Origin of the sequence: Vibrio orientalis CIP 102891 = ATCC 33934 (assembly GCF_000176235.1) — a bacterium.
Lineage (GTDB): Bacteria > Pseudomonadota > Gammaproteobacteria > Enterobacterales > Vibrionaceae > Vibrio > Vibrio orientalis.
On record NZ_ACZV01000004.1, the window covers coordinates 1343889 to 1368176 of the forward strand.

22 protein-coding genes are annotated in these 24288 nt (G+C 46.3%); 11 read left to right on the top strand and 11 right to left on the bottom strand.

Going from position 1 to position 24288, the window contains the following annotated elements:
• Window positions 1-3: 3 nt before the first annotated feature.
• A complete protein-coding gene (locus tag VIA_RS09505) occupies window positions 4-1479 on the top strand; it encodes a Na+/H+ antiporter NhaC family protein (RefSeq protein WP_004412739.1) in 1476 nt (491 codons plus the stop codon).
• 56 nt (window positions 1480-1535) lie between these two features.
• On the opposite strand, the gene VIA_RS09510 is transcribed toward VIA_RS09505, so the two are convergent.
• Window positions 1536-2429, bottom strand: coding sequence for a LysR family transcriptional regulator (locus tag VIA_RS09510; RefSeq protein WP_004412740.1), 894 nt, complete (start codon window positions 2427-2429; stop codon window positions 1536-1538).
• 102 nt (window positions 2430-2531) lie between these two features.
• On the opposite strand from VIA_RS09510, the gene VIA_RS09515 reads away from it, so the two are divergent.
• From VIA_RS09515 to VIA_RS22340, 3 genes are all read left to right on the top strand, one after another.
• Window positions 2532-3923 carry an MATE family efflux transporter gene (locus VIA_RS09515; protein WP_004412741.1) on the top strand — a complete coding sequence of 464 codons (1392 nt, stop codon included), beginning with the start codon at window positions 2532-2534 and terminating at the stop codon, window positions 3921-3923.
• Window positions 3924-3948: 25 nt separating this feature from the next.
• Window positions 3949-4179 (top strand): hypothetical protein, encoded by a 231-nt coding sequence (locus VIA_RS09520; protein WP_004412743.1) that lies wholly within the window; start codon window positions 3949-3951, stop codon window positions 4177-4179.
• A 145-nt stretch (window positions 4180-4324) separates the two neighbouring features.
• Entirely contained in the window at window positions 4325-4477 is a 153-nt protein-coding gene (locus VIA_RS22340; protein WP_004412746.1) for a hypothetical protein, read from the top strand.
• A gap of 75 nt (window positions 4478-4552) precedes the next feature.
• Here the strand turns inward: VIA_RS22340 and VIA_RS09525 are convergent, their stop codons facing one another.
• The 8 genes from VIA_RS09525 to VIA_RS09560 all read right to left on the bottom strand — a co-directional run bounded on the left by VIA_RS09525 (window position 4553) and on the right by VIA_RS09560 (window position 15298).
• On the bottom strand, window positions 4553-6157 hold the full coding sequence (locus tag VIA_RS09525) for a BCCT family transporter (protein WP_004417042.1): 1605 nt from the start codon (window positions 6155-6157) through the stop codon (window positions 4553-4555).
• Between the two features lie 261 nt (window positions 6158-6418).
• Window positions 6419-7459 carry a lactonase family protein gene (locus tag VIA_RS09530; protein WP_004412749.1) on the bottom strand — a complete coding sequence of 347 codons (1041 nt, stop codon included), beginning with the start codon at window positions 7457-7459 and terminating at the stop codon, window positions 6419-6421.
• Window positions 7460-7531: 72 nt separating this feature from the next.
• Complete coding sequence (locus VIA_RS09535; protein WP_004412750.1) at window positions 7532-9979, bottom strand: beta-N-acetylhexosaminidase; 2448 nt, start codon at window positions 9977-9979, stop codon at window positions 7532-7534.
• A gap of 36 nt (window positions 9980-10015) precedes the next feature.
• Window positions 10016-10645 (bottom strand): bifunctional 4-hydroxy-2-oxoglutarate aldolase/2-dehydro-3-deoxy-phosphogluconate aldolase, encoded by a 630-nt coding sequence (locus VIA_RS09540; protein WP_004412751.1) that lies wholly within the window; start codon window positions 10643-10645, stop codon window positions 10016-10018.
• 22 nt (window positions 10646-10667) lie between these two features.
• Window positions 10668-11609, bottom strand: coding sequence for a sugar kinase (locus tag VIA_RS09545; RefSeq protein WP_004412752.1), 942 nt, complete (start codon window positions 11607-11609; stop codon window positions 10668-10670).
• 59 nt (window positions 11610-11668) lie between these two features.
• On the bottom strand, window positions 11669-13189 hold the full coding sequence (locus VIA_RS09550; protein ID WP_004412753.1) for a sodium:solute symporter family protein: 1521 nt from the start codon (window positions 13187-13189) through the stop codon (window positions 11669-11671).
• Window positions 13190-13405: 216 nt separating this feature from the next.
• Entirely contained in the window at window positions 13406-13798 is a 393-nt protein-coding gene (locus VIA_RS09555) for a RidA family protein (RefSeq protein WP_004412754.1), read from the bottom strand.
• Between the two features lie 66 nt (window positions 13799-13864).
• Window positions 13865-15298, bottom strand: a complete 1434-nt coding sequence (locus tag VIA_RS09560) for an N-acyl-D-amino-acid deacylase family protein (RefSeq protein WP_004412755.1) — start codon at window positions 15296-15298, stop codon at window positions 13865-13867.
• Between the two features lie 178 nt (window positions 15299-15476).
• Between VIA_RS09560 and VIA_RS09565 the strand changes: the two genes are divergently transcribed.
• The 7 genes from VIA_RS09565 (at window position 15477) to VIA_RS09595 (ending at window position 21562) form a co-directional block, all read left to right on the top strand.
• The gene (locus VIA_RS09565) at window positions 15477-16748 is read left to right on the top strand and encodes an amino acid deaminase (RefSeq protein ID WP_004412757.1); all 1272 of its coding nucleotides are present in this window, start codon (window positions 15477-15479) and stop codon (window positions 16746-16748) included.
• A 111-nt stretch (window positions 16749-16859) separates the two neighbouring features.
• Window positions 16860-17723, top strand: coding sequence for a MurR/RpiR family transcriptional regulator (locus VIA_RS09570; protein ID WP_004412758.1), 864 nt, complete (start codon window positions 16860-16862; stop codon window positions 17721-17723).
• A gap of 170 nt (window positions 17724-17893) precedes the next feature.
• Complete coding sequence (locus VIA_RS09575) at window positions 17894-18502, top strand: sugar O-acetyltransferase (protein WP_004412759.1); 609 nt, start codon at window positions 17894-17896, stop codon at window positions 18500-18502.
• Window positions 18503-18594: 92 nt separating this feature from the next.
• Entirely contained in the window at window positions 18595-19128 is a 534-nt protein-coding gene (locus tag VIA_RS09580; RefSeq protein ID WP_004412760.1) for a YbhB/YbcL family Raf kinase inhibitor-like protein, read from the top strand.
• A gap of 23 nt (window positions 19129-19151) precedes the next feature.
• On the top strand, window positions 19152-19934 hold the full coding sequence (locus tag VIA_RS09585) for an AraC family transcriptional regulator (protein WP_004412761.1): 783 nt from the start codon (window positions 19152-19154) through the stop codon (window positions 19932-19934).
• Between the two features lie 79 nt (window positions 19935-20013).
• Window positions 20014-20757: a helix-turn-helix transcriptional regulator gene (locus tag VIA_RS09590; protein WP_004412762.1), complete on the top strand. Its 744-nt coding sequence runs from the start codon at window positions 20014-20016 to the stop codon at window positions 20755-20757.
• 70 nt (window positions 20758-20827) lie between these two features.
• Entirely contained in the window at window positions 20828-21562 is a 735-nt protein-coding gene (locus VIA_RS09595; RefSeq protein WP_004412763.1) for a transglutaminase-like domain-containing protein, read from the top strand.
• Window positions 21563-21617: 55 nt separating this feature from the next.
• Here VIA_RS09595 and norW read toward each other — a convergent pair whose 3' ends face one another.
• On the bottom strand, window positions 21618-22757 hold the full coding sequence (norW, locus tag VIA_RS09600) for an NADH:flavorubredoxin reductase NorW (protein WP_004412764.1): 1140 nt from the start codon (window positions 22755-22757) through the stop codon (window positions 21618-21620).
• Entirely contained in the window at window positions 22757-24241 is a 1485-nt protein-coding gene (norV, locus tag VIA_RS09605) for an anaerobic nitric oxide reductase flavorubredoxin (protein WP_004412765.1), read from the bottom strand. Before norV ends, norW begins: the two co-directional genes overlap by 1 nt.
• Between the last annotated feature and the right edge of the window lie 47 nt (window positions 24242-24288).

Here is a 24288-nt window from a genome sequence, read left to right on the forward strand (position 1 = left end):
TTTATGACTACGCAAAGTAAGGCGCTGGAAGCGCCACTGAAAATTAACAGTCAACACATCATGGTCTCTTTATTGGTGGTGGCGACCTTCATTTTCTTCACATCAATTGGAATGAACCACGAACAGGGCGCCGATTATGGATGGATGAGCCTGCTGCCTACCGCGCTGGTGCTGGTTTTTGCTTTAACAACACATAGAACCGTTGAAGCCTTATTCAGCGGTACCATTGCTGGGGTATTACTACTCAATCCTGCGGAAGCAGTCGAGCAGATCGTCGGTATTTCGATGGACGTAATGATGAACGAAACCATCGCTTGGATCATTTTGGTCTGCGGTTTGATGGGTGGCTTAATCGCTATACTCGAAAAAGGTGGCAGTATTCTTAGCTTCTCAGATATGCTCGTTACCAAGGTTAAGAGCCGTAAGCAATCTATGCTAATGACCTTTTTCCTCGGTATTTTAATTTTCATCGATGATTACCTCAATGCGATCGCTATTTCATCATCAATGAAAAAGATCACTGACGGCTACAATATTTCACGCGAAAAGCTCTCTTACTTGGTTGATTCTACGGCCGCTCCCATTTGTATCTTAGTGCCGATCTCCACTTGGGCGATTTTCTTTAGTTCTCTGCTTGAAGCGAATGGTGTCGCGGAAGCCGGCGAAGGCATCAAAACGTACATTGAAGCCATCCCATTTATGGCTTACGGCTGGGTAACCTTAACTATCGTATTCCTAGTGGCGATGGAAAAAATGCCAGATCTCGGTGCGATGAAGAAAGCAGAGCAGCGCGCTAAGAACGGCCAAGTGCGTCCTGATGGCGCAACAGATATCGACTTTGGTTCCGACATCAAGTCACATACCAACCCAACCCTAGGCCTTGTAAACTTCCTCTTACCCATGGTTGTGCTCGTTGCAGCAAGTTGGTACTTCGGTATCGACCTATTGGCAGGTGTGTTTGTGGCAATCATCTTTACTATCTGTTTCTACGGGGCGCAAAAACTCATCTCGATGAATGATATGTTTGAAGCGGTCTATGACGGCATTAAGGTAATGTTGTTGCCATTGGCGACGGTGATTGGTGGTTTCATGCTGAAAAATGTCAATGACTCTCTGGGCGTAACCCAGTACGTAATTGAAACTGTCAGTCCTTACCTATCAGCGTCTTACTTCCCTGCCATCATCTTTATGATAACAGGTGGACTGGTCTTTGCGACGGCGTCATCATGGGGGACATTTGCTGTGGCGATGCCAATCGTTCTGCCGCTAGGGGAGCAACTAGGTGTTCCACTACACCTAACGGTTGCGGCTCTACTTTCAGCCTCTGCTGCAGGTAGCCACTCATGCTTCTTTAGTGACTCAACGGTTCTATCCGCACAAGGCTCTGGCTGTACCTCTATGCAACATGCAACCACACAGTTTCCTTACGCCTTGATTGGTATTGCGGCCACATTAGTCTTCTTCTTGATTGTCGGGTAGCAGCAGTCACTCAATGTCATCGTTAAGCCCTGCTTTAAGCAGGGCAATATTCCTGACTAGTCCGAAAAATAACGCTGTGCAAGTTCTTCACACCAGCCAAGAATATGTTGCGACAGCTCATTCGAATCACCTGAGAAAGGGTAATAAATACTAAATGGCATTTGCACGTCATTAGCAAGTGCGGAACTTTTTAACTGGCAAATACGGCCTAGTTTTACTGAGCTTTCTGCAACATGCTTAGGCAAAATCGCCCAACCAAATTGGGGCAGCAAGTCTAACAACAGCGCATTACACCCCACCACTTTAGTATCAACAGAATAGGCATGAACGACGGTTCCCGCGTTGTTCGTATGTTCTGCGATCAGCTGAGTTTCAGCCTGCGCATCCAATAACGAAAAATCGGCCTTATTCCGCAGAGGCGATTGGCTCCCTACATAAAGGTTATAAGAAACATATCCTAAGCTTTTGTATAACACTTTTTGCTGCGGCTGGATGTTCATTTTCGCAGGACTAATCGCAAAGTTTAACGAACCGTCCTCAACGGAATTCAGAGCGACTTCTCTGTCTCGCTGCAACCAGTGAGTTCTTATATGAGGATAATGTTCACTGATGCGCCTATCGAGATCACACATGAACTGTCTAGGAAAATCGCCATCATAGCCAAAGATCAGCTCCGCAAAAGGTTGCTCTAATTGAGCGACACTTAATTGTTGGAGTAAAGAGTTCTGACGAATAACATGCGTAGCCGGAGAGTACAGTCGGTTTGCTTCCTCAGTCGCGATCGCTTGTCTGCCTTCAATCGTAAACAATTTGTAGCCCAAGATATCTTCATAAGCTTTGACCAATTCACGTACCGTGGTTCGATCTTTGGCTAAATATCTTCCAGCTGCGCTATAAGAACCGCATTCAAACACAGCCACAAACGCAGCTAATTGATCCAATGTATGCATTCTTCCACTCTCACTTGAACGTACAACCCCATCATATGTGGTTTGTTATGTTTATAGTCAAAGTTCATAATCGCAACTTATTTACCCAATCTAGCTATAAATATGCGTACTGGTTCAATATCTTCAAAACCATCTTTGCTGTTGTTCCCTTTCGATAAGGCGCAACTATCTGCTATTGCGGCTATTGCCATCCCAATCACTTTGCAGACCATCCTCTTTGCCTCAAAGGGACTCACCGATATTTTGATGATTGGGCAGCTCTCTGAAAATAATATCGCGGCGGCAGGTGTCGCGAGTCGAGCTCTGTTTGTCGCGATGATCTTACTGTCAGGAATTTCCGCTGCAGGATCAGTACTCATCGCTCAATACTTTGGGGCCAGTAAGACCAATGCGATACGCAGAACGGTTGTTCTCACTTGGCTTGTCTCTTCTCTTTTTGCTCTCATTCCCGCGCTCATATTTTGGCAAGTTGGCGATAACATCATTGCGCTCTCTACAACATCGTTGGATATCCAAGCGTTAGGGCATGAATATCTCACGTATACCGCTGCAAGCCTGTTTTTTGCTTCCTTCAGTGGGGCGATAGCAGCTGGACTGCGCTCGACCCGCCAAGCGAGCACCAGTACTTGGTTAAGTGGGTTAGGTATCCTATTTAACCTAATACTTAACTGGCTTTTGATTTTTGGTCACATGGGATTACCGGCACTCGGACTCAAAGGGGCAGCGATCGCAACCACTTTAAGTTGTGCGCTAGAAGTATTCATCACCGTCATTTATCTGCAAGTCAAACAGAACCCGCTTACCCCATCTGTTTGCGCTATTCAGCAAGCATTGAGCATAAAGCGTATCCGCCAATTTTTAGCATTGGCAATACCGACCACCTCAAACTTCTTGCTTTGGGCCGCAGGTCTATTCACCTACACCGCTATTATGGGTAGGACGGGAGAGCAAGGCTTAGTCGTCCTTTCGGTGATATCTCCGATCGAAGCTTTCTCACTCAGTTTTTTGACGGGTATTGCCAATGCTTCTGCTGTCATCGTCGGTAACCATCTCGGTGCCAAAGACTCAGACAAAGCCTATCAACAAGCAATGGGATTTGTCGTGCTCGCGATCATTGTCACTATCTTAGTCGCTGCCATTCTGTTTCTGTTGAGGGAACCGGTGCTAGGTCTCTTTGGCGCTTTAGATGGTGAGACCAGACAACTCGCCGACCAATTCTATTTAGTACTATGTGTTGGCATCGTACTGCGTTCACTGCCTACCACCATGGTCATCGGTATTCTCCGCGCAGGCGGCGACGTTAAGTTTTGCCTCTACCAAGACATCACCACCCAATGGTTTTTTGGCATTCCACTTGCTGCGCTCGGAGCAATGGTTTTCGGTTTGTCACCAGTATTGGTATTTGCCTGCTTCTTTTTGGAAACCTTGTTCAAGTGGGTGGCGTGTATCTATCGATTTAGATCCAAACGCTGGATAAAGTTTTTAGCATCATAATTCTCTATTTTATTAAGGTCTTTCTATGAATATTCTTAGTTTATATGAAGCGTATGGCGTCACGGCTGCGCTGGTTTTATTCTGCGCCCTCTACCTATTCATTCACATTAAATACATCCGTCACCACGCGGCACACAAGCGTTTTCTAGCCGCTCTATGGAGAGCAATGCAAAATACCATTCATGGCCAACACATCCGCACCTTGGGCTATGATCACGAAAAAGAGCAAGGAAAAAATTCAGATAGCGAGCGCTAAACTGGCAGGTCTCATCGACACTCAATATAGGCAAAAGAAATTAATCATCACGACAAAATACTCGATTAGCCCAATTACATCATTGCTGTTTTAATCCGCGCCGAGAGATTTTTTATAATCGAATAATTAACTTCAAGGTGTTTCCATGTTCGCAATTGATGATGTAGTTGTAGCAACTAAAGGCGTTGATTTAGGTCAGATGGTTGTTGTTGGCCTAAGCAGCGGCGGTTACTACGTTCGTGTTACTGTAGACGGCATGATGCTGACTTACCCAGTACAAGACCTGAAGAAAGCTTAATTGCCCAAACAGTCATAAAAAAGCCCCGACAGCAGCGATGCTGTCGGGGCTTTGCATTTAATACGACTTAGTCGTTTAGCGTGATACGTTTACCGCTTCTTTAGGCTTATCCACCTCAGTAAACAAGCCTTTCACCAAGCTAACACACGCAAGCAACAGAACGATCGTAAACGGCATTGCTGCAATGATGGTAATCGACTGTAGCGCCTGAATCGACTCTGTACCACCAATCCACAGCATCACAATCGCAATCAAACCAGAAATAATCGCCCAAACAATTTTTTGCTTCATTGGCACTTCTAGCTTGCCGCCCGCCGTCATGCTATCAATAACAATTGAGCCAGAATCCAGCGTCGTCACGAAGAAAACGATAATCAGAACGACAGCAATGACCGATAAAATATCACCGACAGGGTAAGCTTCAAGCATGTAGAACAAGCTGAGAGAAACATTGCTCAGTTGCTGCTGTACCCCTAGCAAACCTACTTTGTCGATCATTTGCTGAATCGCAATACCACCGAAAGTCGACATCCAAGCGGTCGTCACAAGAGTTGGGATAATCAGTACATAGGCGAGGAATTCGCGAACCGTACGTCCTTTTGAGATACGTGCGACAAACATGCCAAAGAAAGGCGCATACGCCACCCACCAAGCCCAGTAGAACACTGTCCAACCGTGTAAGAAGGTTTCGTCTTCGCGACCAGTGGTTTGGCTCAATGGTAGTATGTTTTCCACATAGCTAACGACCGACGTTTTCATTGAATCAAGAACGGTGGTGAAGTTCAGTACCGCCATCAAACCAAGGAAAATGAAAGCAATCGCCATATTAAGGTTACTCAGCAATTTAACGCCGCCATCCATACCTCGCAGTACCGATAGAATCGCCAAACCCATAATCAGCACAATAACCGATTGCTGGAGTAGCAAGCTATTTTCTAAGCCAAATACATGACTAATACCACTGGCTGCTTGTGTGCCCCCTAGGCCTAGCGACGTCGCCAAACCAAACAGAGTCACTAGCACCGTCATGACATCAATAAAGTCGCCAATCTTACCCCATACTTTGTCACCAAGTAGCGGATAAAACACCGAACGCATAGAAAGCGGCAGACCTTTGTTGTAGACAAAGTAGGCTAGGCAAAGTGCTGTTACACCATAAATCGCCCATGCGTGGAAGCCCCAGTGGAACGTCGCAGCACCTAACGCCAGTTCACGAGCTTCTAATGTATGAGATTCCACATTCAGTGGTGTGCCATACCAGCCAGTGTAGAAAGCCGTAGGCTCTGCCACACCCCAGAAAATAAGACCAATGCCCATACCCGCAGCAAACAGCATGGTAATCCATGAAATCGTCGAGTAATCTGCGGTTGCGCCTTCTCCGCCTAAGCGTACTTTACCGAATGGAGAAAGAGCGATAACAATGGCAAACACAAGTAGGATGTTTGCGCCCCACATAAATAGGAAGTCAAAGTAAGAAAGAACGGCACCTTTTACCGAATCGATGGCCGCTTTTGCATCTGCTGGAGAAAGCAGGAGTAACGAGATAATAAAGAGAAGAGATAAGCCGACAGAAGCAGTGAAAACCGTGTTGTGGACATCCATACCCCACTTACTTACGTTATCCTGACCGACTTGATAGTCTGTAGATTCAATACTGTATTTTTTAGATTTAAAGCTCATATATCATGAGGTTTACATATCCGACTCAACGGATATAAAGACCAACTCCATGTTAGTTAAAGTTTGATTCGCAACAATAAGCTCGCATCATGCTGATGAAAAACACCCTTTCCAATAAGGCATTTTTGGCTCTATTGCTCATCCCCGGTACGCTATACTAACACAGAGTTGGCTCTTTTTTGCTCGGACGGCCCAATTCTAACGCTATTCCGCTGGTCAAAGTGGCGATTTATGACCATAACTATCTGGTCTATAAACGGTTTAGCAAACCCATGAAATATTTGCTTCTACTACGCAAACTGGCGCATCAACGTGACATTGATAGCCACTCGCTTCCAGACTGCCGGTTACTTTGTTGCGGCGATAACTGACCAGATTATTGGAATGTTGGTTAGCAACTATCAACCACTCACCACATGAGGTGGTGGTAAAGTCTCTTGGAAACAATCCACCAGCGTCGTTCATGCTAATCCATTTGACCTCTTCGCCTGATACCTCAAAGCAGCTCACGACATTTTGATGGCGACAAGAAACGTAGACAAAACGTTCATCATCAGACAGTTTGATCGCTGACGCTGCTTCGCCTTTTTCAGCACCCGGAAGTAAGTCGACTTGTTGCTGAACTTGCCAGCCTTGGTTGGTTTTGTGCAATACAATAAGCGTTTCACTTAGTTCACACACCACATACGCCTTGTCTTCAGCGCGATTAAACACCAAATGCCGCGGGCCGCTACCTGCAGGCATCGCCACTGTTTGGCTAAGAGTAAAAGTAGAGTCTTCTATTTGATAAAAACGAATCGCATCACTGCCTAAATCCACACTGACTAGCACTGGCTCAGTTTGCTGAAACACCACTTGGTGAGCGTGAGGCGACTGCTGGCGATCTTGGTTTGGCCCTTGCCCTTCTTCAAACAAATCGGCCACTGAGGCTAGCGGAATACCTTGGCTATCGAGCGAGTAAATACTCACATTACCTGAACCATAATTGGCAACGGCAAGGTATTTTTTATCAGCAGAAATAGCCATATGACATGGATAATCGCCAGCAATAGGTAAAGCATGCGCGTGCTGCCCATCCAAGCAAACCAGTTGAGCACCATCTTGCTGCGACACTTCACTAAAGCTATAGGTCAGCTGCTGAGATTGAATAAGGTAGGAGGGATTGCGCAGAGGATAGTAATCATCAAGGCGAATCAACTCACCCGTCTGTTGATTTAACCCAACCTGAGCAATTCCTCTGCTTTGGCTCGGTGAGTCTGTGTATGTACCTACGAGAAAACGTAAGTGACCACTTGCTTGCATAGCGATGTTCCCAATCAATATCTATGTAAACACAATGCCGCCAGCAAACGCTGGCGGCAATCAGTTTCAACGCTATTTAGCTAAAGTGTGGAGTAGGTTCTCAGTTGGTTTCACTATCGCGACAATGGTTTCGTCGAGAATGATAGCATTCTCATCAATAACGCGCTGATATTCAGCCGCATCCGCCGCCCTGACTGACTCGCCCTTTTTAGCAAGTTCAATCAAAGTGTTGGCTAACTGTGCAATTTTAACCGTTGCCTGCGCCACTTTTACCGTCTCAACCGAGGCCACATTGTTGGCAAAAATTGGTTCTGCTTGCTGCGCTGCTAAAGCTGCCGTTTGGTAATGTAGCGCCAGTTTATCTAACGCCGCTTTATCGCCTTTGGCATACTCAGCCACCAGGTCGTTCATTTCATAAACCGATAGGCTTTCAACAGCTAGTGCATCAGCGAATCGATTTAAACGTTCGTACTGGTTATAAAGGTCGCCTTTGGTTGGCGTTGAAATCCATTTTTCCCAGTGACGTGCATAGTACTGAGCAGGCTCAATGTACTTAGCTAGTGTCTGTAGTGACGTGACATCGGCACCATTGGCAAGACGTTTTAGCATCATGGTCGCATCCGCATGGTGACGCAGACCCAATGAGATCTCAGACCAAGTATCCATCACACTCATACGCTGATACATGCTGCGCTCATCGGTAAGTTCTTGGCTTGACCACAAACGCTCTGCAATCGCATAGCTGCGCGGCCATAGACGCTGTTCAATGGTCATTGAGTCTAAGTTCTCACCCCAAATAGTGATTTCACCACCCAAGATCAGATCTTTTTCGTCACCTTTTAGCTCAGCAGGATAACCGCCATTTGGCTGTGGAATAACGCTGCCTTGCATCGAACTCCCCGCCACTAGCTCACCCGTGGCTGGCCAACGAACATTACCAATAGTCTGATAACTACCCTCTTTCAGCTTACCGCCTGCAAACTCATAGTTAAATTCGGTGTACGACATGAAGTTATCGAAATGACCGCGGAATTTCACTCCCGGAACATACTCTAAGATATGCACTTCTTCACGCGACTTGCCGTTGTAGTCGGTAAAGGCGCGGAATGAGCCATCTGTTGCTTCAATAATGGTTAAGTTACCTTTACGCGGACCACCCTTATTACGTGGTTTAACCCAGTCATAAGTTTCAAACTTTTCACCGCTGTGCAACTTGTCATCGACCGTGATACCGGTTGGCATTGGGTCATTGCGGTAGTGGTAGCTGGTAGGCTGAGGCTGATCAAGGTAATAGCCCGTCGATAATACGCCTTGGTAGCCCTCTTTCGCTGCACGGCCAATGCTGTCATGACCTCGCCAACTTTGGATAACGATCGACTTAGGTAGGTCTTTATGCCAAATCTCATCCCAGCCAGACATCTTCTTGCCACGTTGTTCAAGCATCTTCTCTACTTTGGTGTTGAGGTAAGATTGCAGACCGCGTTCGCCATCAAGGTCATTGTCAGCGATAAATTGTTGGATGTTAGGATTGTCTATCCACTGTTGGTAGTTGGGTTCATCGCCGCCAATGTGGAAATACTCGTCTGGGAACAGATCTACCACCTCATCGAACACGCTTGCTAACATGGTGTAAAGCTCTGGGTTGGTTGGATCCATTAACGGCTCAAAGACACCCCAAGCACGCTGCTGTGGGTAAGATTGCTCGCCTATTCCCGACATGAGTTCAGGATAAGCATGAGCAACCGCTGAAGCGTGCCCTGGCAATGAAATTTCAGGAATAACACGAATACCTAGATTGCGCGCATAGTTCACCACATAGCGAATTTCATCTTTGGTGTAGTAGTCGCCGTCAGCCGTCTCTTGCCAAAGCTTGGTGTAATTATCAAGCTGAATACGGATACCTTGGTCATCCCAGATATGCCAATGGAACACGTTCATTTTCGCCGACGCCATCGCATCCAGTTGACGTATGATGACATCAAGTTCGATGAAATGACGTGAAGTATCGTAAGAAACACCACGCCATTTAAAGCGAGGCTCATCTTCAATCGACACCACTGGCACCGAATAACCATTCGCGTCAGTAGTTACCAACTGTAAGAAAGTCTCTAGGCCATGGAATGCCCCGTATGGACGATCTGATGAAATACGAACTTGGCCGTTAGTCACTTCAAGCTGATATGACTCATCGCTATCAAGGTTTTGCACTGCATCTTTTGGCCCTTTGCGAATATCAATCACCAAGGTGGCCTCTTTTTCAGACTCAGCCTGCCAGTGGAGCATTGGCAGGCCTGTCTGACGGTACAAACGTTCCATGGTGCGCTTCGCATTGAATTGCACTCGGTCTGAATCGTATCCCTTAATAAAAATACTAAATTCTTTGTCGATGCTGACAGTGCCTGAACCTAACTCCACTTCCTGTGGGTAAGGCATAAGGTTAAGGTCAGTGTTCGGAGCCATAGCCATCGCGTTGGTGCTTAACAGTCCAGAAATCAATAGAGTTAGAGTCGTTCTTTTCATACGAGTATTCCTTTAATTTTTAACTTTTGATTTCGGTTATGCGACTAGCTCGACAGCTTCACGCACCAAACGACCAATCTCATCCCACTGCTCATTTTCAATCAGGCTTGGTGCAACCATCCATGTACCGCCACAGCAAACTACGCGGTCAATCGCTAGGTAGTCATTGACGTTACCTTTACCAATACCACCGGTTGGCATAAGAGAAACATCCACATAAGGAGCCAGTAGTGACTTAACCATTGGCACGCCACCGGACGCTTCAGCCGGGAAGAATTTAAGGAAGTTAAGACCTAGCTCTAGCGCTTGCTCAACCTGACTTGGGTTATTCACCCCAGGTACGATTGGCATACCGATCTCTTGACAGTAACGCACGGTGTTTGGGTTAAGACCTGGCGCAACCACAAACTCAGAGCCGGCGGCTTTCGCCTGATCCACTTGTTCAGCATTTAGCACAGTACCAGCGCCGACACACATTTCAGGGTACGCATCGCTCATCGCCTTAATCGATGCCGCCGCTGCTTCAGTGCGGAAGGTCACTTCAGCCACAGGTAGGCCATTGTCGACTAACACTTTGGCCAGTGGAATCGCGTGCTCAACTTTGTTGATTTGAATTACAGGGATTACTTTGAACTGCTTGAGTTTATTGATCATTTCGTTTGTCATTGTTTTTTACCAATCAAAAAATTTAAGAAAGAGTGAGGTGCGCCATTGCTGACTTTGGAATGATCGCACCTGAATATTGAATTACCGTTGAAGCCAATTGGTGGCCTAATGTCGCAGACTCAGCTTGAGTCTGACCCGTTAGGCGCGCCGCTAAGTAACCAGCGGCAAAAGAGTCACCCGCCGCGCAAGTGTCGGCCACATTTGCGACACGCTCAGCGCTGACGTAGGCATACTCAAACTCTTGCCCTTGTTGCCAAATCACTTTGCACGGTTCGCAGCCACGTTTAATCACGGTCTCTTTGCAACCAAAGCGGGCACTGCGCTGCTCAACGCTTTCGTCGACTCCCCACACAAGCTGATCATCATCTTCCGTGATCAGCGCAATATCGACGATAGGCAACAGTTGGCTATACCAATGCTGCGCTTGTTGGGTATTCCACAGCTGTGGACGGAAGTTGTTATCAAAAATGACTTGACCACCCGCCTGTGAAAATGCCATTAACGCCTCAATAAGCCGCACCTTACTTTCATCATCAAGAATCGCTAAGCTAATGCCGCTGAGGTAAACAGAATGGAGCTCAGCGTGAGCCATCGCCTGCTCTAACTTGCTCAACTCACTGGCAGAGAAGTAGCTTTTCACTGCCGCGCTGTCTCGCCAGTACATAAAACTGCGTTCACCTTGCTGATCTGTTTCAACCATGTACAAACCCGGCAGTTTGTCGCGGTATTGCTCAACAAGAGCCGTATTGATGCCTTCTTGTTGCCAAGCGGAGATAAGCTGCTGAGAAAGAGAGTCCTCGCCTAAGCCTGTCGCATAAGAAACAGAAACGGGGGTGTTTTCAGTTAAGCGGGATAAATACAGTGCGGTGTTAAGTGTGTCGCCGCCAAACCCTTTTTTGAGAGGAAGGCCGCTAAGTTCGATCATGCACTCACCAAAGAATGCGATATGAAGAGGATTTGTCATTGCGAGGCTAACCTTGTCAGAGAAGGTGGCTCATTGGGCCACCTAGTTTGAGTGTCTAACTATGATGCGCTTTGCGCGGCTTTGCGGTTCTCAAGAGACGGGTCTTGTTCTAACTGACCATCATCTGATAACTCCATCTCCATCAGAGCGCGTTCATCATCAAGAATTGCGCGAGCCATCTCTGGTGTTACTTGATTTGCCGGAGTAAGCAAGCTCACTACCACACCTAGCGTCAGAGCAAACAGACATGATGGGATGACAGGGTTACCCCAGAAAGCCGTTAGGTCAGCATTAAGCATTACCGTGAATGAAGCAATTGATGCACCCGCTAGCGTCGCCAACGCACCTTGCCAGTTGTAACGTCTCCAGAAGCGACCTAGCATTCCACACACAAACATGCCTGACATGACCGTTGAAATCATCTTAGTGATGTAGCTGATGATGTCATTCGACGTTAGAGCGAACAGCAGTGCAAAGCCAATCACAACCACAAGAGCAAGACGAGAGTAGTTGAGCATCGACTCTTTGTTTGGTACACGACCTGTGAACATCACGTATACGTCACGCAATAGAATCGATACACCGGCAATCGCATCAGAACTTGCACTCGACATCGTCGCAGAAAGACCAGCGATAAGAACAATCATACCAATACCGACAGGTAGAACCGTCGCCGCGATGTATGGGAAAGAGAAATTCGGATTATCCAATGTTGGGTCAATCGCATGGGCAGCCATACCGATGATTGCAGGAATGATTGAGAAGAATAGGTAAAGGATGCCTGAAGCAACAAACGAGCGACGAATCGTAGACACATCTTTACCAGAGTAGATGCGCTGACGGAATGATGGAGTAGCCAGTACGCCGACACCAATCACTACCGCGAGAGAGATTGCCGGTAGCAGGCCGAGTTTTTCAATCGCAAGGAAGCTAGTTGCTGCAGGGTCCATAGCTTCGTATAGATTATCTAGGCCACCAATATGCTGCACTGAAAGCACCGCCATTAGGATGAAACCAACGAACAAGATGATTGCTTGAATGGTATCAGTCCAAACTACCGCAGTGTAACCGCCAATAACAACATAGATAGTAAATGCCGCTGCAATCACCATTTTCGCGGTACTAAGCTCAATATCCGCAATCCACGCGAGGTACATACCGCCACCAAGGATGTGCGCGCCTAACCAACCAATAGAGGCGATGAAAATGAGCAAGCCAACGACGTTTTTGACGATGCGATTGGCACCGACATAGTAGGCCAGCTCTTCACTCATCGTCATGAAATTGAGTTTACGTACTGGCGCAAACCATAGCGCGAGTAACAAAATACCAATGGCACCGCCGATGCCATAAAGTGCACCAGCCCAACCATTGGCGTAACCAAAGCCAACCGCGCCCATACTTGAGCCTGTGCCAACCATGGTTGCAACCGTGGTACCTAAAACAAGAAACAGAGGAAGGCCACGGCCACCTAATAGAAAATCTTCACCTGATTTTTGGTTACGAGAAACGAACCAACCAAGCCAGATTAAAAACAGGACATAGGCGCCAAAGCCAGTAAGAAACAGTGTGCTATTCATCGAACACCTCTTGGGAAAAATCCGTATTAATTTCGATTTATTACAACAGCAGCAATTAAATCTTATTCCTATATAAACAGTTAGAAATGAAATATATATTTAACTAACCATTTATAGCGCTGTTGCTTATTTTATTATTGTAGGAGAGGAAGCGCCGAGATAATTCTAACAGGGATAAGAAATACCCCGGCACTTGATACTAAATATTTGTGATATTTATCGACGATCTTCACGGTAGCAAGTCACGTCAACTTCTACCTTAACGTCAACCACAAGATCACACACCATACAGATACGCGCTGGCGGGTGCTCACCGAAGAACTCTTTAAATACTTTGTTGAACGATTGGAAGTAACGAGAATCCGTCAGTACAACTTTGACGTGTACGACGTCTGCCAATGTGTAGCCAGCTTCTTGCATGATGTCGACGCAGTTTTGAATGGCTAGGCGAGATTGATCAACGATACCACCTTCAACCACTTCACCGTCCGTCATTGGCGTTTGGCCCGATACGTATAGGAAGCCACCCGCTTCCGTTGCACGAGCAAATGGAAGATGTTGACCGCCAGTACCTGTTCCACCTTCTACACCATAACGCTTAATAGACATATTCTTCTCCAGTATTTCAAAATTTAATTAATATAAGTAATGTTTTATATTTATCGTGGTAATTATTTATCTTCTATAAATAAACTTACCATTTCTATTTTCGCTAACATTGCCTTCAAAATAAGACAGTTCGCCATTTACAAATACAGATTCAATACCTTTTGCCATTGAAATTGGATTTTCAAAAGTTGCGGTATCTTTAATTGTATTTGGATTAAATAAAACTAAGTCTGCAAATGCACCGACACGAATTTCACCACGACCTTGTAGGTTGTATCGTTTCGCCGACATGCCAGTCATTTTGTGAATCGCTTCTGCCAGCGGGAACAATTTTTCCTCTCGGCAGTAGTGGCCTAACACTTTCGGGAAAGTACCCCACAAACGTGGATGCGGATGCGGATCATTAGGTAGGCCATCAGAGCCGACCATAGTCAGTTTGTACTTAAGTACGCGCTTAACATCGTTTTCATCCATGCAGTGATAGACGGCCCCTGCGGGTTGCAGCGCTTTAGCCGCTTCCATGATCGGTAAGTCCATCTCTTGCGCAATTTGTTTAAGCACTTTGCCTGCGTGCTCAGGGTGAGACTCAGACCAAGTGATGAAAATGTCGAAATCTTCCGTCACTTGCTTTAGATCGAGGGTTGATGAGCTCGCGGAGTACGGGTAACAGTCACATGATACATCTTGGTGCTGTGAAACCTTGTCCATCAAGTCGAGCACTTCTACTGTGCGGCCCCAATTACCGGCTCCTGCGCACTTCAAATGAGAAATAACCACCGGAACCTTAGCGAACTGACCGGTTTCAAACGCTTCTTCCATCGCCGCGATGATTTCTTCAAATTCGGTTCGCATGTGGGTGGTGTAAATACCACCGTGTTCACCAAGAATTTGAGCTAAACGCATTACCTCATCGGCGTTCGCTTGTTTAGCACTGGCATACGCTAAGCCAGAGCTCAAACCCAAAGCGCCTTCCGACATAGCTTGATCGAGCGCAGCGCGCATCTGAGTAATCTCTTCATCCGTTGCTGTGCGCTGCAGATCATCCATTACGTTATTACGCAATGCAGTATGGCCGACTAGCGCCGCCACATTCACTGCTGGCTTCGCTTCTTCTACCGCTTTGGCATAAGTAGCAAAAGTTGGGTATTTAAAATCTTGCTGGCTACCTAATAGGTTCATTGGATCAGGCGGATCACCTGCAAGCACAACCGGGCTTGCGCTAATACCGCAGTTACCGACAATCACTGTCGTCACACCTTGGCTAATCTTTGGTAGACACTCAGGAAAACGAATCACATTGGTATCGTCATGAGTGTGTACATCAATAAAGCCCGGAGCAATCGCCAGCCCTTGCCCATTAATGACCTGTTTCGCTTGTGCTTCTCCTAGCTGACCAATCTGCTCAATACGATCATGACGAATTGCGATATCAGCCATGTATGACTGGGCGCCGGTACCGTCAAAGACATCTACACTTTTGATAATGGTATCGAACAACATTGTTTACCCTTTCGTCTCTCGTTTGCATGAGTTCATATTAATAATCCCCACAACAAAATCAGTGATAAAACACACAAAACATTCAGATTTGTTTGATAGTTTCTAACATGAGAATTAAGATAGATAGCAACAAACACTAAAAATCAAACACTTATTGAATGTTAGAAGTGAGCTTGCGATGACAAATCAACACACAAACTGTGATAAAAACTATCATACAGATCACATCACCCTGCCGGGTAGTGGAGAAAAATCCCAACCTTTTCAGTCGGCTACGAGGGGTAAATTCAGTTTAATTGATGATGAAATCAGCTTACCGGCTGCTGTGATTCAGCAATCACGATTAATGAATAACCTCGATTGGATGCAGCGATTTGCGGCGAAACACAACGTAAAGCTCTGTCCGCATGGCAAAACCACCATGACACCGGACTTCTTCCGTCAGCAGCTAGAGCACGGAGCTTGGGGAATCACCGTTGCGACAGCGGCGCAGGCTCAGATTGCCGCGATGGTTGGCGCAAAACAGATCATTATTGCCAATCAAGTGATCGGCAAAGCGAATATGGCGATCCTTGCTGACCTCATCGAACAGCAAGGCGTAGAGATCTACATCTGCGTGGATTCCAAACTTAACGTTAATGCTCTGGGTGCCTTTTTCGCCCAGCGCCAAGTGACGCTGAATCTGTTGATCGAGTTTGGTGTCGAGGGTGGTCGCTGTGGGTGTCGTAATGAAGATCAAGTCGCCGAGATGGCTCAAGCGATCAACAAACACCATTATCTGTCACTACGTGGTATCGAAGTCTATGAAGGTGTAATCGGTGGTGACAATGCTGAACAAACCATTCGTGCCTTCTTAACTCAAGCGCTAACACTGACGCGATCATTAAAGAGCGATCAGCTAATCATACACAAGCCAATCGTTACTGGTGCGGGCTCAGCTTGGTACGACGTAGTATCAGAATGCTTAGCCAACCTAGAGGATGTTGAGGCAATCATCCGCCCAGGCTGTTACGCCATCCATGACACAGGGATCTATCTCGAAGCGCAAAATAAAGTCATTGCTCGCGCGAAAAAAAACCAAGGCGCTGCCTGTGACCTTGGCGGCGACCTGCAATCTTCATTAGAAGTTTGGGCTCATGTGATTTCACGTCCTGAACCGAATAAGATTGTTGCCGGGCTGGGCAAGCGTGATGTCGCTTTTGATGCAGGGCTGCCCATAGCGGAAAGAGCCTATCGAGATGGCCAACCCATCGAGGTAGGTAAGGCAGTGACGACGGCGGTGATGGACCAGCATGCCTTTATTGAAATTGAGGCTGATAGCCAACTTAATGTCGGTGACATCATCGCGTTTTCTACCTCACACCCATGCCTAACGATCGATAAATGGCGCTCGATTGCGATTTGTGACGACGAATATAACATCACACATTGGGTCGAGACTCGTTTCTAACCCAGCTCGCTTTAGTCACCCTACTTTTTGGGTATACTAATCAGCAAAGTTTTGGTGGCGCATAATCGAACCTTGGTTATACACCACCAGCAATAAGAATAGGAAAATACGTTGAGTTTAGAAGTCGATATTATTTCGCGGATTACCGAGCGATTCAGCGCACTACGAGATGCGGAAAAGAAAGTCGCCAAATTGATCATGGACGATATTGAAACCGCCGCAAACGCTAGCATCACTGAACTTGCAGAAAGCGCTGAAGTGAGTGAAGCGACCATAACGCGTTTTGCCAAAGCAGTGGGCTGCAAAAACGTCCGTGATATGAAAATCAAACTCGCTCAGACTCTAACAGTTGGTCAGCGTTTTATTCTTGAGCCACCCGATCAAAGTGGTTACCAAGGAATATACGAATCGATTAAGCAATCACTCGATATTAACCGTAATCTGGTCAATGAAGCCGATATTGAAACCGCGGTAGCGTGGCTGCACGGAGCAAGACAAGTCATTTCCATCGGTATGGGTGGCGGTTCTACTATTGCTTCTCAAGAAATGCAGCATCGCTTGTTCCGCCTTGGCTATGCAGTGGTGTCATACAACGACGGACTCATGTCAAGAATGGTTGCCTCTACCGCTGACAGTAATGACGTTTTAGTTATGCTCTCTGCGACAGGCTACACACCCACCATTGTTGAAACCGCTGAGCTTGCCAAAGAATATGGCGTGAAGGTAATTGCGATTACCCCCAAATCGACCCCACTGTCAGATATCGCTGATTTGACGCTACCGATTGAGCACCAAGAAACCGACTTTATCTACAAACCTTCTGCATCGCGTTATGCCATGTTGGCGCTGGTTGATGTGCTTTCTATGGCACTGGCGGTGAATCATAAACGCCGCTCTCGCGATAAGCTGCGTCGCCTCAAATTGGCACTCGACTCCTACCGTGGTGGCCTCGATCGCCAACCGCTAGGTGATTAACTGTTGCTTGATCCAAACGCTAACCAACTCGGTTAGCGTTTTTATTTTTTCGCACCTCACCAATTTCTACCGCTCGATTAAATAGGAAGTAATAACGACCTAGTTTTTCTCTTTTTCTTTGTACTATTCAGAGTATATTGAGCTCATCACTTCTACAGCAAAACTCGCCCATGAATGAACTAGAAAAAATGATGTCAGGCCAAGTGTTTGATGGCGCCGCGCAAGAGATCGACTCGATTCGAACCGCGACTAGCCGCACTCTGCAACAATTCAATACCTGCGTAGATGAAAACCAAAGAGCTGAGCTCCAACAACAGCTGTTTGGACAGGTCGGGCAAAGTATTATCCAACCACCTTTTCATTGTGAGTTTGGTAAAACCATCTCTATTGGCAGCGATACCTTCATCAACATGAACGTTGTTATGCTTGATGGCGCTGCAATCACCATTGGTAATAACGTCCTTATTGGACCAAGCGTGCAACTCTATACCGCCTCACACTCTCTTGATCATTTAAGTCGCAGAAAGTGGGAAACCTACTGTCTACCTATCACAATCGAAGATGATGTTTGGATCGGCGGCAATAGCGTGATCAATCAGGGCGTCACGATTGGTGCTCGCTCTGTCATTGCGGCTAATTCTGTAGTGAATAGTGATGTCCCGTCAGACTGCCTTTACGGCGGCACGCCAGCGAAGTTGATTCGTAAGCTAGAAAATCGAGAAAACGACATAGCCTCTGATATCGAGCCCAATGAAACACTCCACAAGTATCAAAATTAACTATTAACCATTAATAATCGATACTTACTGAATAGCTGAAGCTAGCTTAGAGGCGTAATCTAAATTCGAACTTAAGAAAAAGGATCACCACTATGCAAGTAATCACTAAATCAGTATTGGCACTTAGCCTATTGGCCGTTGGCTCTGCACACGCATTTGAACTTACCAGTAACGATATTCAAGAAGGCCACCCTATGGCTAAAACGTTTGAATACAACAGCTGGGGCTGTGATGGTGGCAACCAGTCTCCGCAGTTAATGTGGAAAGATGCGCCCGCAGGGACTAAGAGTTTTGCCATCACGGCTTATGACCCGGATGCACCAACTGGCAGCGGCTTTTGGCATTGGGTAGCATTCAATATTCCGGCTAACGTCAGTGAACTACCACGTAGTGTGGATATGAGTAAACTGGGGGCTACCGAGTCACGTATCGATTACGGCAGCGTTGGTTTTGGTGGCGCTTGTCCTCCTGTAGCTGATGGGATGCACCGTTACCAATTTACTGTGTGGGCGTTACCGACAGAGAAACTTGAACTCACTAAAGATACGCCATCTGCTGTAGTAGGCTTTACATTGAACAGCATGGCACTAGACAAAGCCAAACTAACCGCTACTTATACTCGTTAAGTTGAAGTACAGAGGGGGAACTGATGACTCATCCATATCAAGTAACGATATTTCGCGCCGAGCAACTGCAAAAGCTCAGAAACGTGAGGATTCATTCCCCGAGTATCATTCAGATCATTACTGGCAGTAAACGTCTGTTTTGGAAAGATTCAGCGTTGGATCTTTCCCAATCCGAGCTGTTACTTTGCGAGGCTTCAGCATCATTAAGCTTCGAAAACCTGCCACAAAAAGGACGTTTTCTTTCCCGCGTATACAGCTTTCATTACTCGCCAAGTGATTCAATGTTGGAGTTAAGTAGACATAATGAGGGTGGAGAGCTAAGTCCACTACTGGCCAGCGATAAAGCAATGCAAGATACGCTCAATGCCCTATTCTCGTTTAACCAGCAGAGCATGAGCAAACAAACTCAATCTTACTGGGTGCAAGGTCTCTATCAACAGTTAGCCGAGCGTGGGGTATTGCATCATCTTTTTGCTAACTCAAACGCGGCCTTTAGCCAAAAAATCAGCCGCTATCTCGCTTACTCCCCAGGTGAAGAGCACCCGTTAGAGAAGGTAGCCGAGCGCTTTGCGATAAGCCGAGCCACCTTGATAAGAAGACTCAAGCAAGAAGGCACCCAATATCGAGAAGTGCTGGCAGAAGTGCGCTTAAATCACGCCTTATACCTGATGCAAAATGGCCATACTAATGTCGCACTGTTATCGCAAATGTGTGGCTATCAATCTGAAGGGCGTTTTAGTCAGCGTTTTAAAGGAAAGTTTGGGTTGACTCCAAGTGATTACATTAAAACCGTCGTAGCTCAATAAAAACGACTCTCAAGCTATATTCGGTAGCCAGAATACGCATAATTAAAGACATGGTAATGGTTTTAAAAGGCGAAATACGGTGAAGTCAAAAGTTTGGTTCAAGCCAGGAATGGTCATCATCTATGGCTCTTCGATCGATGCCTCACCACACCGTCACCATGCGATCCAACTCGCTTGGCCAACAACTGGGCATAACTGCAAACTCGATCACGCAGACATATCAGCCCCTGTCATTATCGATTCAAACGTCGAACATCAACTCCAACTTGATGAAGGCTGGATATTACTCGTCGAGCCCACCAGTGCTTTAGGTATCGCACTCTCTCAGCAACTCGATGGACACGCTTATAAAGCGATGACCATTATCCCATCAACGTTTGACGATGCCGAATACAGTGATGATTTTTCTACGCTGCTTTCGCCATTATTTTCCGGCTTAGAGATTTCAAACCAGTTTCTGCTACTCAATGAAAACACGGTCACTGATGCCCGTATTAAGCGATTATTGGATGAGTTAAATCAGTGCTTAGGTGATAAGTGCCTAAAACCAAGCCATTGGCGCGCTGCTGATGTGGCTAAGCAACTCGCTTTATCGGAAAGTCGTTTCCTTCACTTGTTCAGCCAAGAGCTCGGTATCCCTTGGCGACCATACCTACTATGGCGACGGATGATCTGTGCCGTGAGAGCAATCCTAAATGGGGACTCCGCAACAGATGCCGCTCACATGGCTGGGTTTTCAGATAGTGCACATCTCAGCCGTACTTTTCGCCAAACCTTTGGTATGACGATTCGCCAAGCCAATACGATTTTTTTAAAAAGTTAGCCAGTTTATTCAATTTTTACCGCTCAGCAGTGGTTACTCTGTTCACGTATTCATTGAAGGAGAGTTACCCATGAGTGAGCTATCAAAAGATTATCTACAAACAACGGCTATGCTGGACTTTGATCACCCGGCTATTCAAGGTTTGGTGGCCGAAAAACAATGGCACACGCTGTCTGACTACGATGCGATTGGCGCTATCTACCATTACGTGCGCGATGACATTCGTTTCGGCTACAACAAAGACGACCGCTTAGCCGCGAGCCAAGTATTAAAAGACGGCTACGGGCAGTGTAATACCAAAGGAACTTTACTCATGGCGTTACTTCGTGCGGTAGGGATTGCAACTCGATTCCACGGATTTACGATTTATAACGAATTACAACGCGGCGCGATCCCAAATTACCTGTTCGCCATTGCCCCAGAGCGTATCATTCATAGCTGGGTTGAAGTCTATCTCGATGGACGCTGGATAAATTTGGAAGGCTATATCTTAGATAACGATTACTTAGAGCAAGTGCAGAATCGATTTGCCGAGCAAGGTAAGTCATTTTCCGGCTATGCGATTTCGACTAAATGCCTATCCAACCCTGATATTGATTGGAAAGGTCAGGATACGTATATACAAAGTGAAGGGATAGCCGATGATTTTGGCGTATACACCCAACCTGAAGATTTCTATTCCGAGCACGGCAGCAACTTATCGGGCATCAAAAAAGTTGTATTTCGCTATGTCCTTCGTCACTTAATGAACCTGAATGTAAATAAGATCCGCAACAATGGTATTGTTAGCGCCAAGATTACTTAAGGGTGTTTGACCTCAAGCCTCTAAGTAAATAGAGGCTTGAGTTTGTTATGCATTTTTAAGCGGTTTGAACTTCACGCAACAAAGAAAACGCTTGATTGATATTGTCTTTGGTGACAATAAAGCCCGTTAAACGCCGTTGTTGATCGTACGCTTTAGCCACAATACCTTGCGGCGATAACTCGACTTTCCATTGAGAATCCACATCATGAGAACCACCCAGCTGAATTGGATAGCTTGGCGTTTTCACCTTAATCATCATCGCGGGTATCGTCAGCGTTGAACTTTCAGACATCAAAGTGCTAGCCAATGTGTTAGCACTCAAAATGATAGGTTGCAGATACGCCATCACCTTGCCGTCAATCTCTGCGCAATCACCAATCGCATAGATACCATCAGCGGATGTTTTCAGTTGCTTGTCCACCACAATACCTCTATTAACCTGCAAACCCGCTTGGCTTGCTAAAGTCAGGTTTGGTCGTAGTCCAGCAGCTGAGATCACCCCATCAACCTGATAGGTCAACCCCTTATTGCTGGTTACTTCAATGGCCCCTTCGGCATACTGCATAGCAACCGCATAGCTTTGACAGTCGACATTCACCTGCTCCTGACGTAGGTGCTTCTCCAACGAAGTTGAGACAAAGTCAGGTAAGACACTTGCCATTAGCTGCGTGCCTGGCTCTAGTATCTGTACCTGTTTACCACTTGCAGCAAGATCCATCGCTAGCTCTGTGCCGATTAAGCCGCCACCCATGATCAAGACTCGTTTGGCGAGCGCAATACGTTGCTGCGAACAACGATATTCATCAAGGCTATTTAGAGTGATAACCTCTTTGGCGGCATCCCCTTCTAGCTTTGGCACGAAGGTACTCGCCCCCATCGCCAACACCAAAGCCGAATATGGGTAACAAACACCGTTGGCTGTAATCGCCTTAGCCTCAGTATCAATCCTGTCTACTCGGGTGTTGGCGAACAGTTCTACCTGATACTGCTGAGCAAATTCTAGCCCTGTGAGAGAAATCAGTTCATCGGCACTTTGCTGACGGGTAAACACATGACTTAAATCGGGTTTGTTGTACTCATCTCCGCTATTGGCAGTAAATAGTAAGATTGGTTGTTCACTCTTTTTTCGGCGCAAGGTTTTAACGAGTTGATAAGCTGAAAAACCGCTGCCGATAATAATCAGAGGGGCTGTCATTATGCTGCCTCCGTTTTATCTTTGCTGTATTCGGCAAACACCTCTTTACCTAAATGGCAGTCAGGGCAAAGGAAGTAGTCAGGCACGTCATCCCACGCGGTACCAGGTTCAACACCTTGATTTGGCTCACCGATAGCAGGATCGTAGATCCAGTTACACACCGTGCAGATCATGCACTGGCAATCGGCTGGGTGCTCATCCACTGCGATAGGTGTTGTCTGTACTGGCTGCTCTTTAGTGACGACCTTAGGCTCAACTAGCGGGATGGCCGAAATCAAGCTCGCGCTATCTAGTGTCCACTGCTTCGCAATTTGTCGTCCGTGCTCGCGGCATTCACGCATCGCTTTGCCATCTGGTCGCCATTTGGTTTTCAAACTCACCGCCGTCTCAAAGCCGGCATCAGTCAGACGAGCATGGATACGGTCAACAGCACCACCATTCCAACCATAGCTACCAAACGCAGCAGCCTTTTTATCTTTGAAGCGTAGCCCGGTGATCTCTTCTAACATGCCCGCAATTTTCGGCATCATGACGTTGTTCATGGTTGATGAGCCAACAAATACCCCTTTTGAGCGGAACACATTGGCAAGAATTTCATTCTTATCATGTTTGGAGACGTTAAACACTTTTACCGCTACTTTCGGATCAACATCATGGATCCCTTGTGCAATAGCATCAGCCATCATACGGGTGTTGTTCGACATAGAGTCGTAGAAGATGGTGATGCGATCTTCTTGGTAGTTGTCCGCCCATTCTAAGTATTGGTGAATGATCTGAGTTGGATTGTCACGCCATACGATACCGTGTGAAGTTGCAATCATGTCAACTGGCACGTTAAAGCTCAGCACCTCTTTAATTTTTGCCGTGACTAAGCTGCTAAATGGGGTAAGAATGTTTGAATAGTAACGCAGACATTGATCCATCAACTCATTTTGATCGACTTCATCATTAAATAAGTGCTCGTCACAGTAGTGCTGGCCGAAGGCGTCGTTGCTGAACAGTACAGAATCACCCGTTAGGTAAGTCATCATGCTATCTGGCCAGTGCAGCATAGGTGCTTCGATAAAGATAAGTTGTTTATTGTTACCTATATCGATCGTATCGCCAGTTTTAACGGTCTTAAAGTTCCATTCTGGGTGGTGGTGATGGCCAACAATTGAATCAATTGCAGCTTCTGTGCAGTAGATCGGCGTATTAGGGATTTTTTCCATTAACGCAGAAAGTGCGCCAGAATGGTCTTCTTCGGCATGGTTAACAACGATGAAATCAATCTCTTTTAGATCGATTTCCATTTCTAAGTTCTGGAGGAATTGGTGGCTAAAACGATGGTCGACAGTATCAATCAATACTGTTTTTTCTTCACGTATTAGGTAACTGTTGTAACTGGTTCCCTTAGTCATTTTGTACTCGGTGCCGTGAAAATCTTGCACTTCCCAATCGCGTTGGCCAACCCAGTGAATATTATTTTTAACGTGAATCGTCATTTGTCTTACCTTAAACAATTAATACATCTTGTTTTAGTAAGAGCATG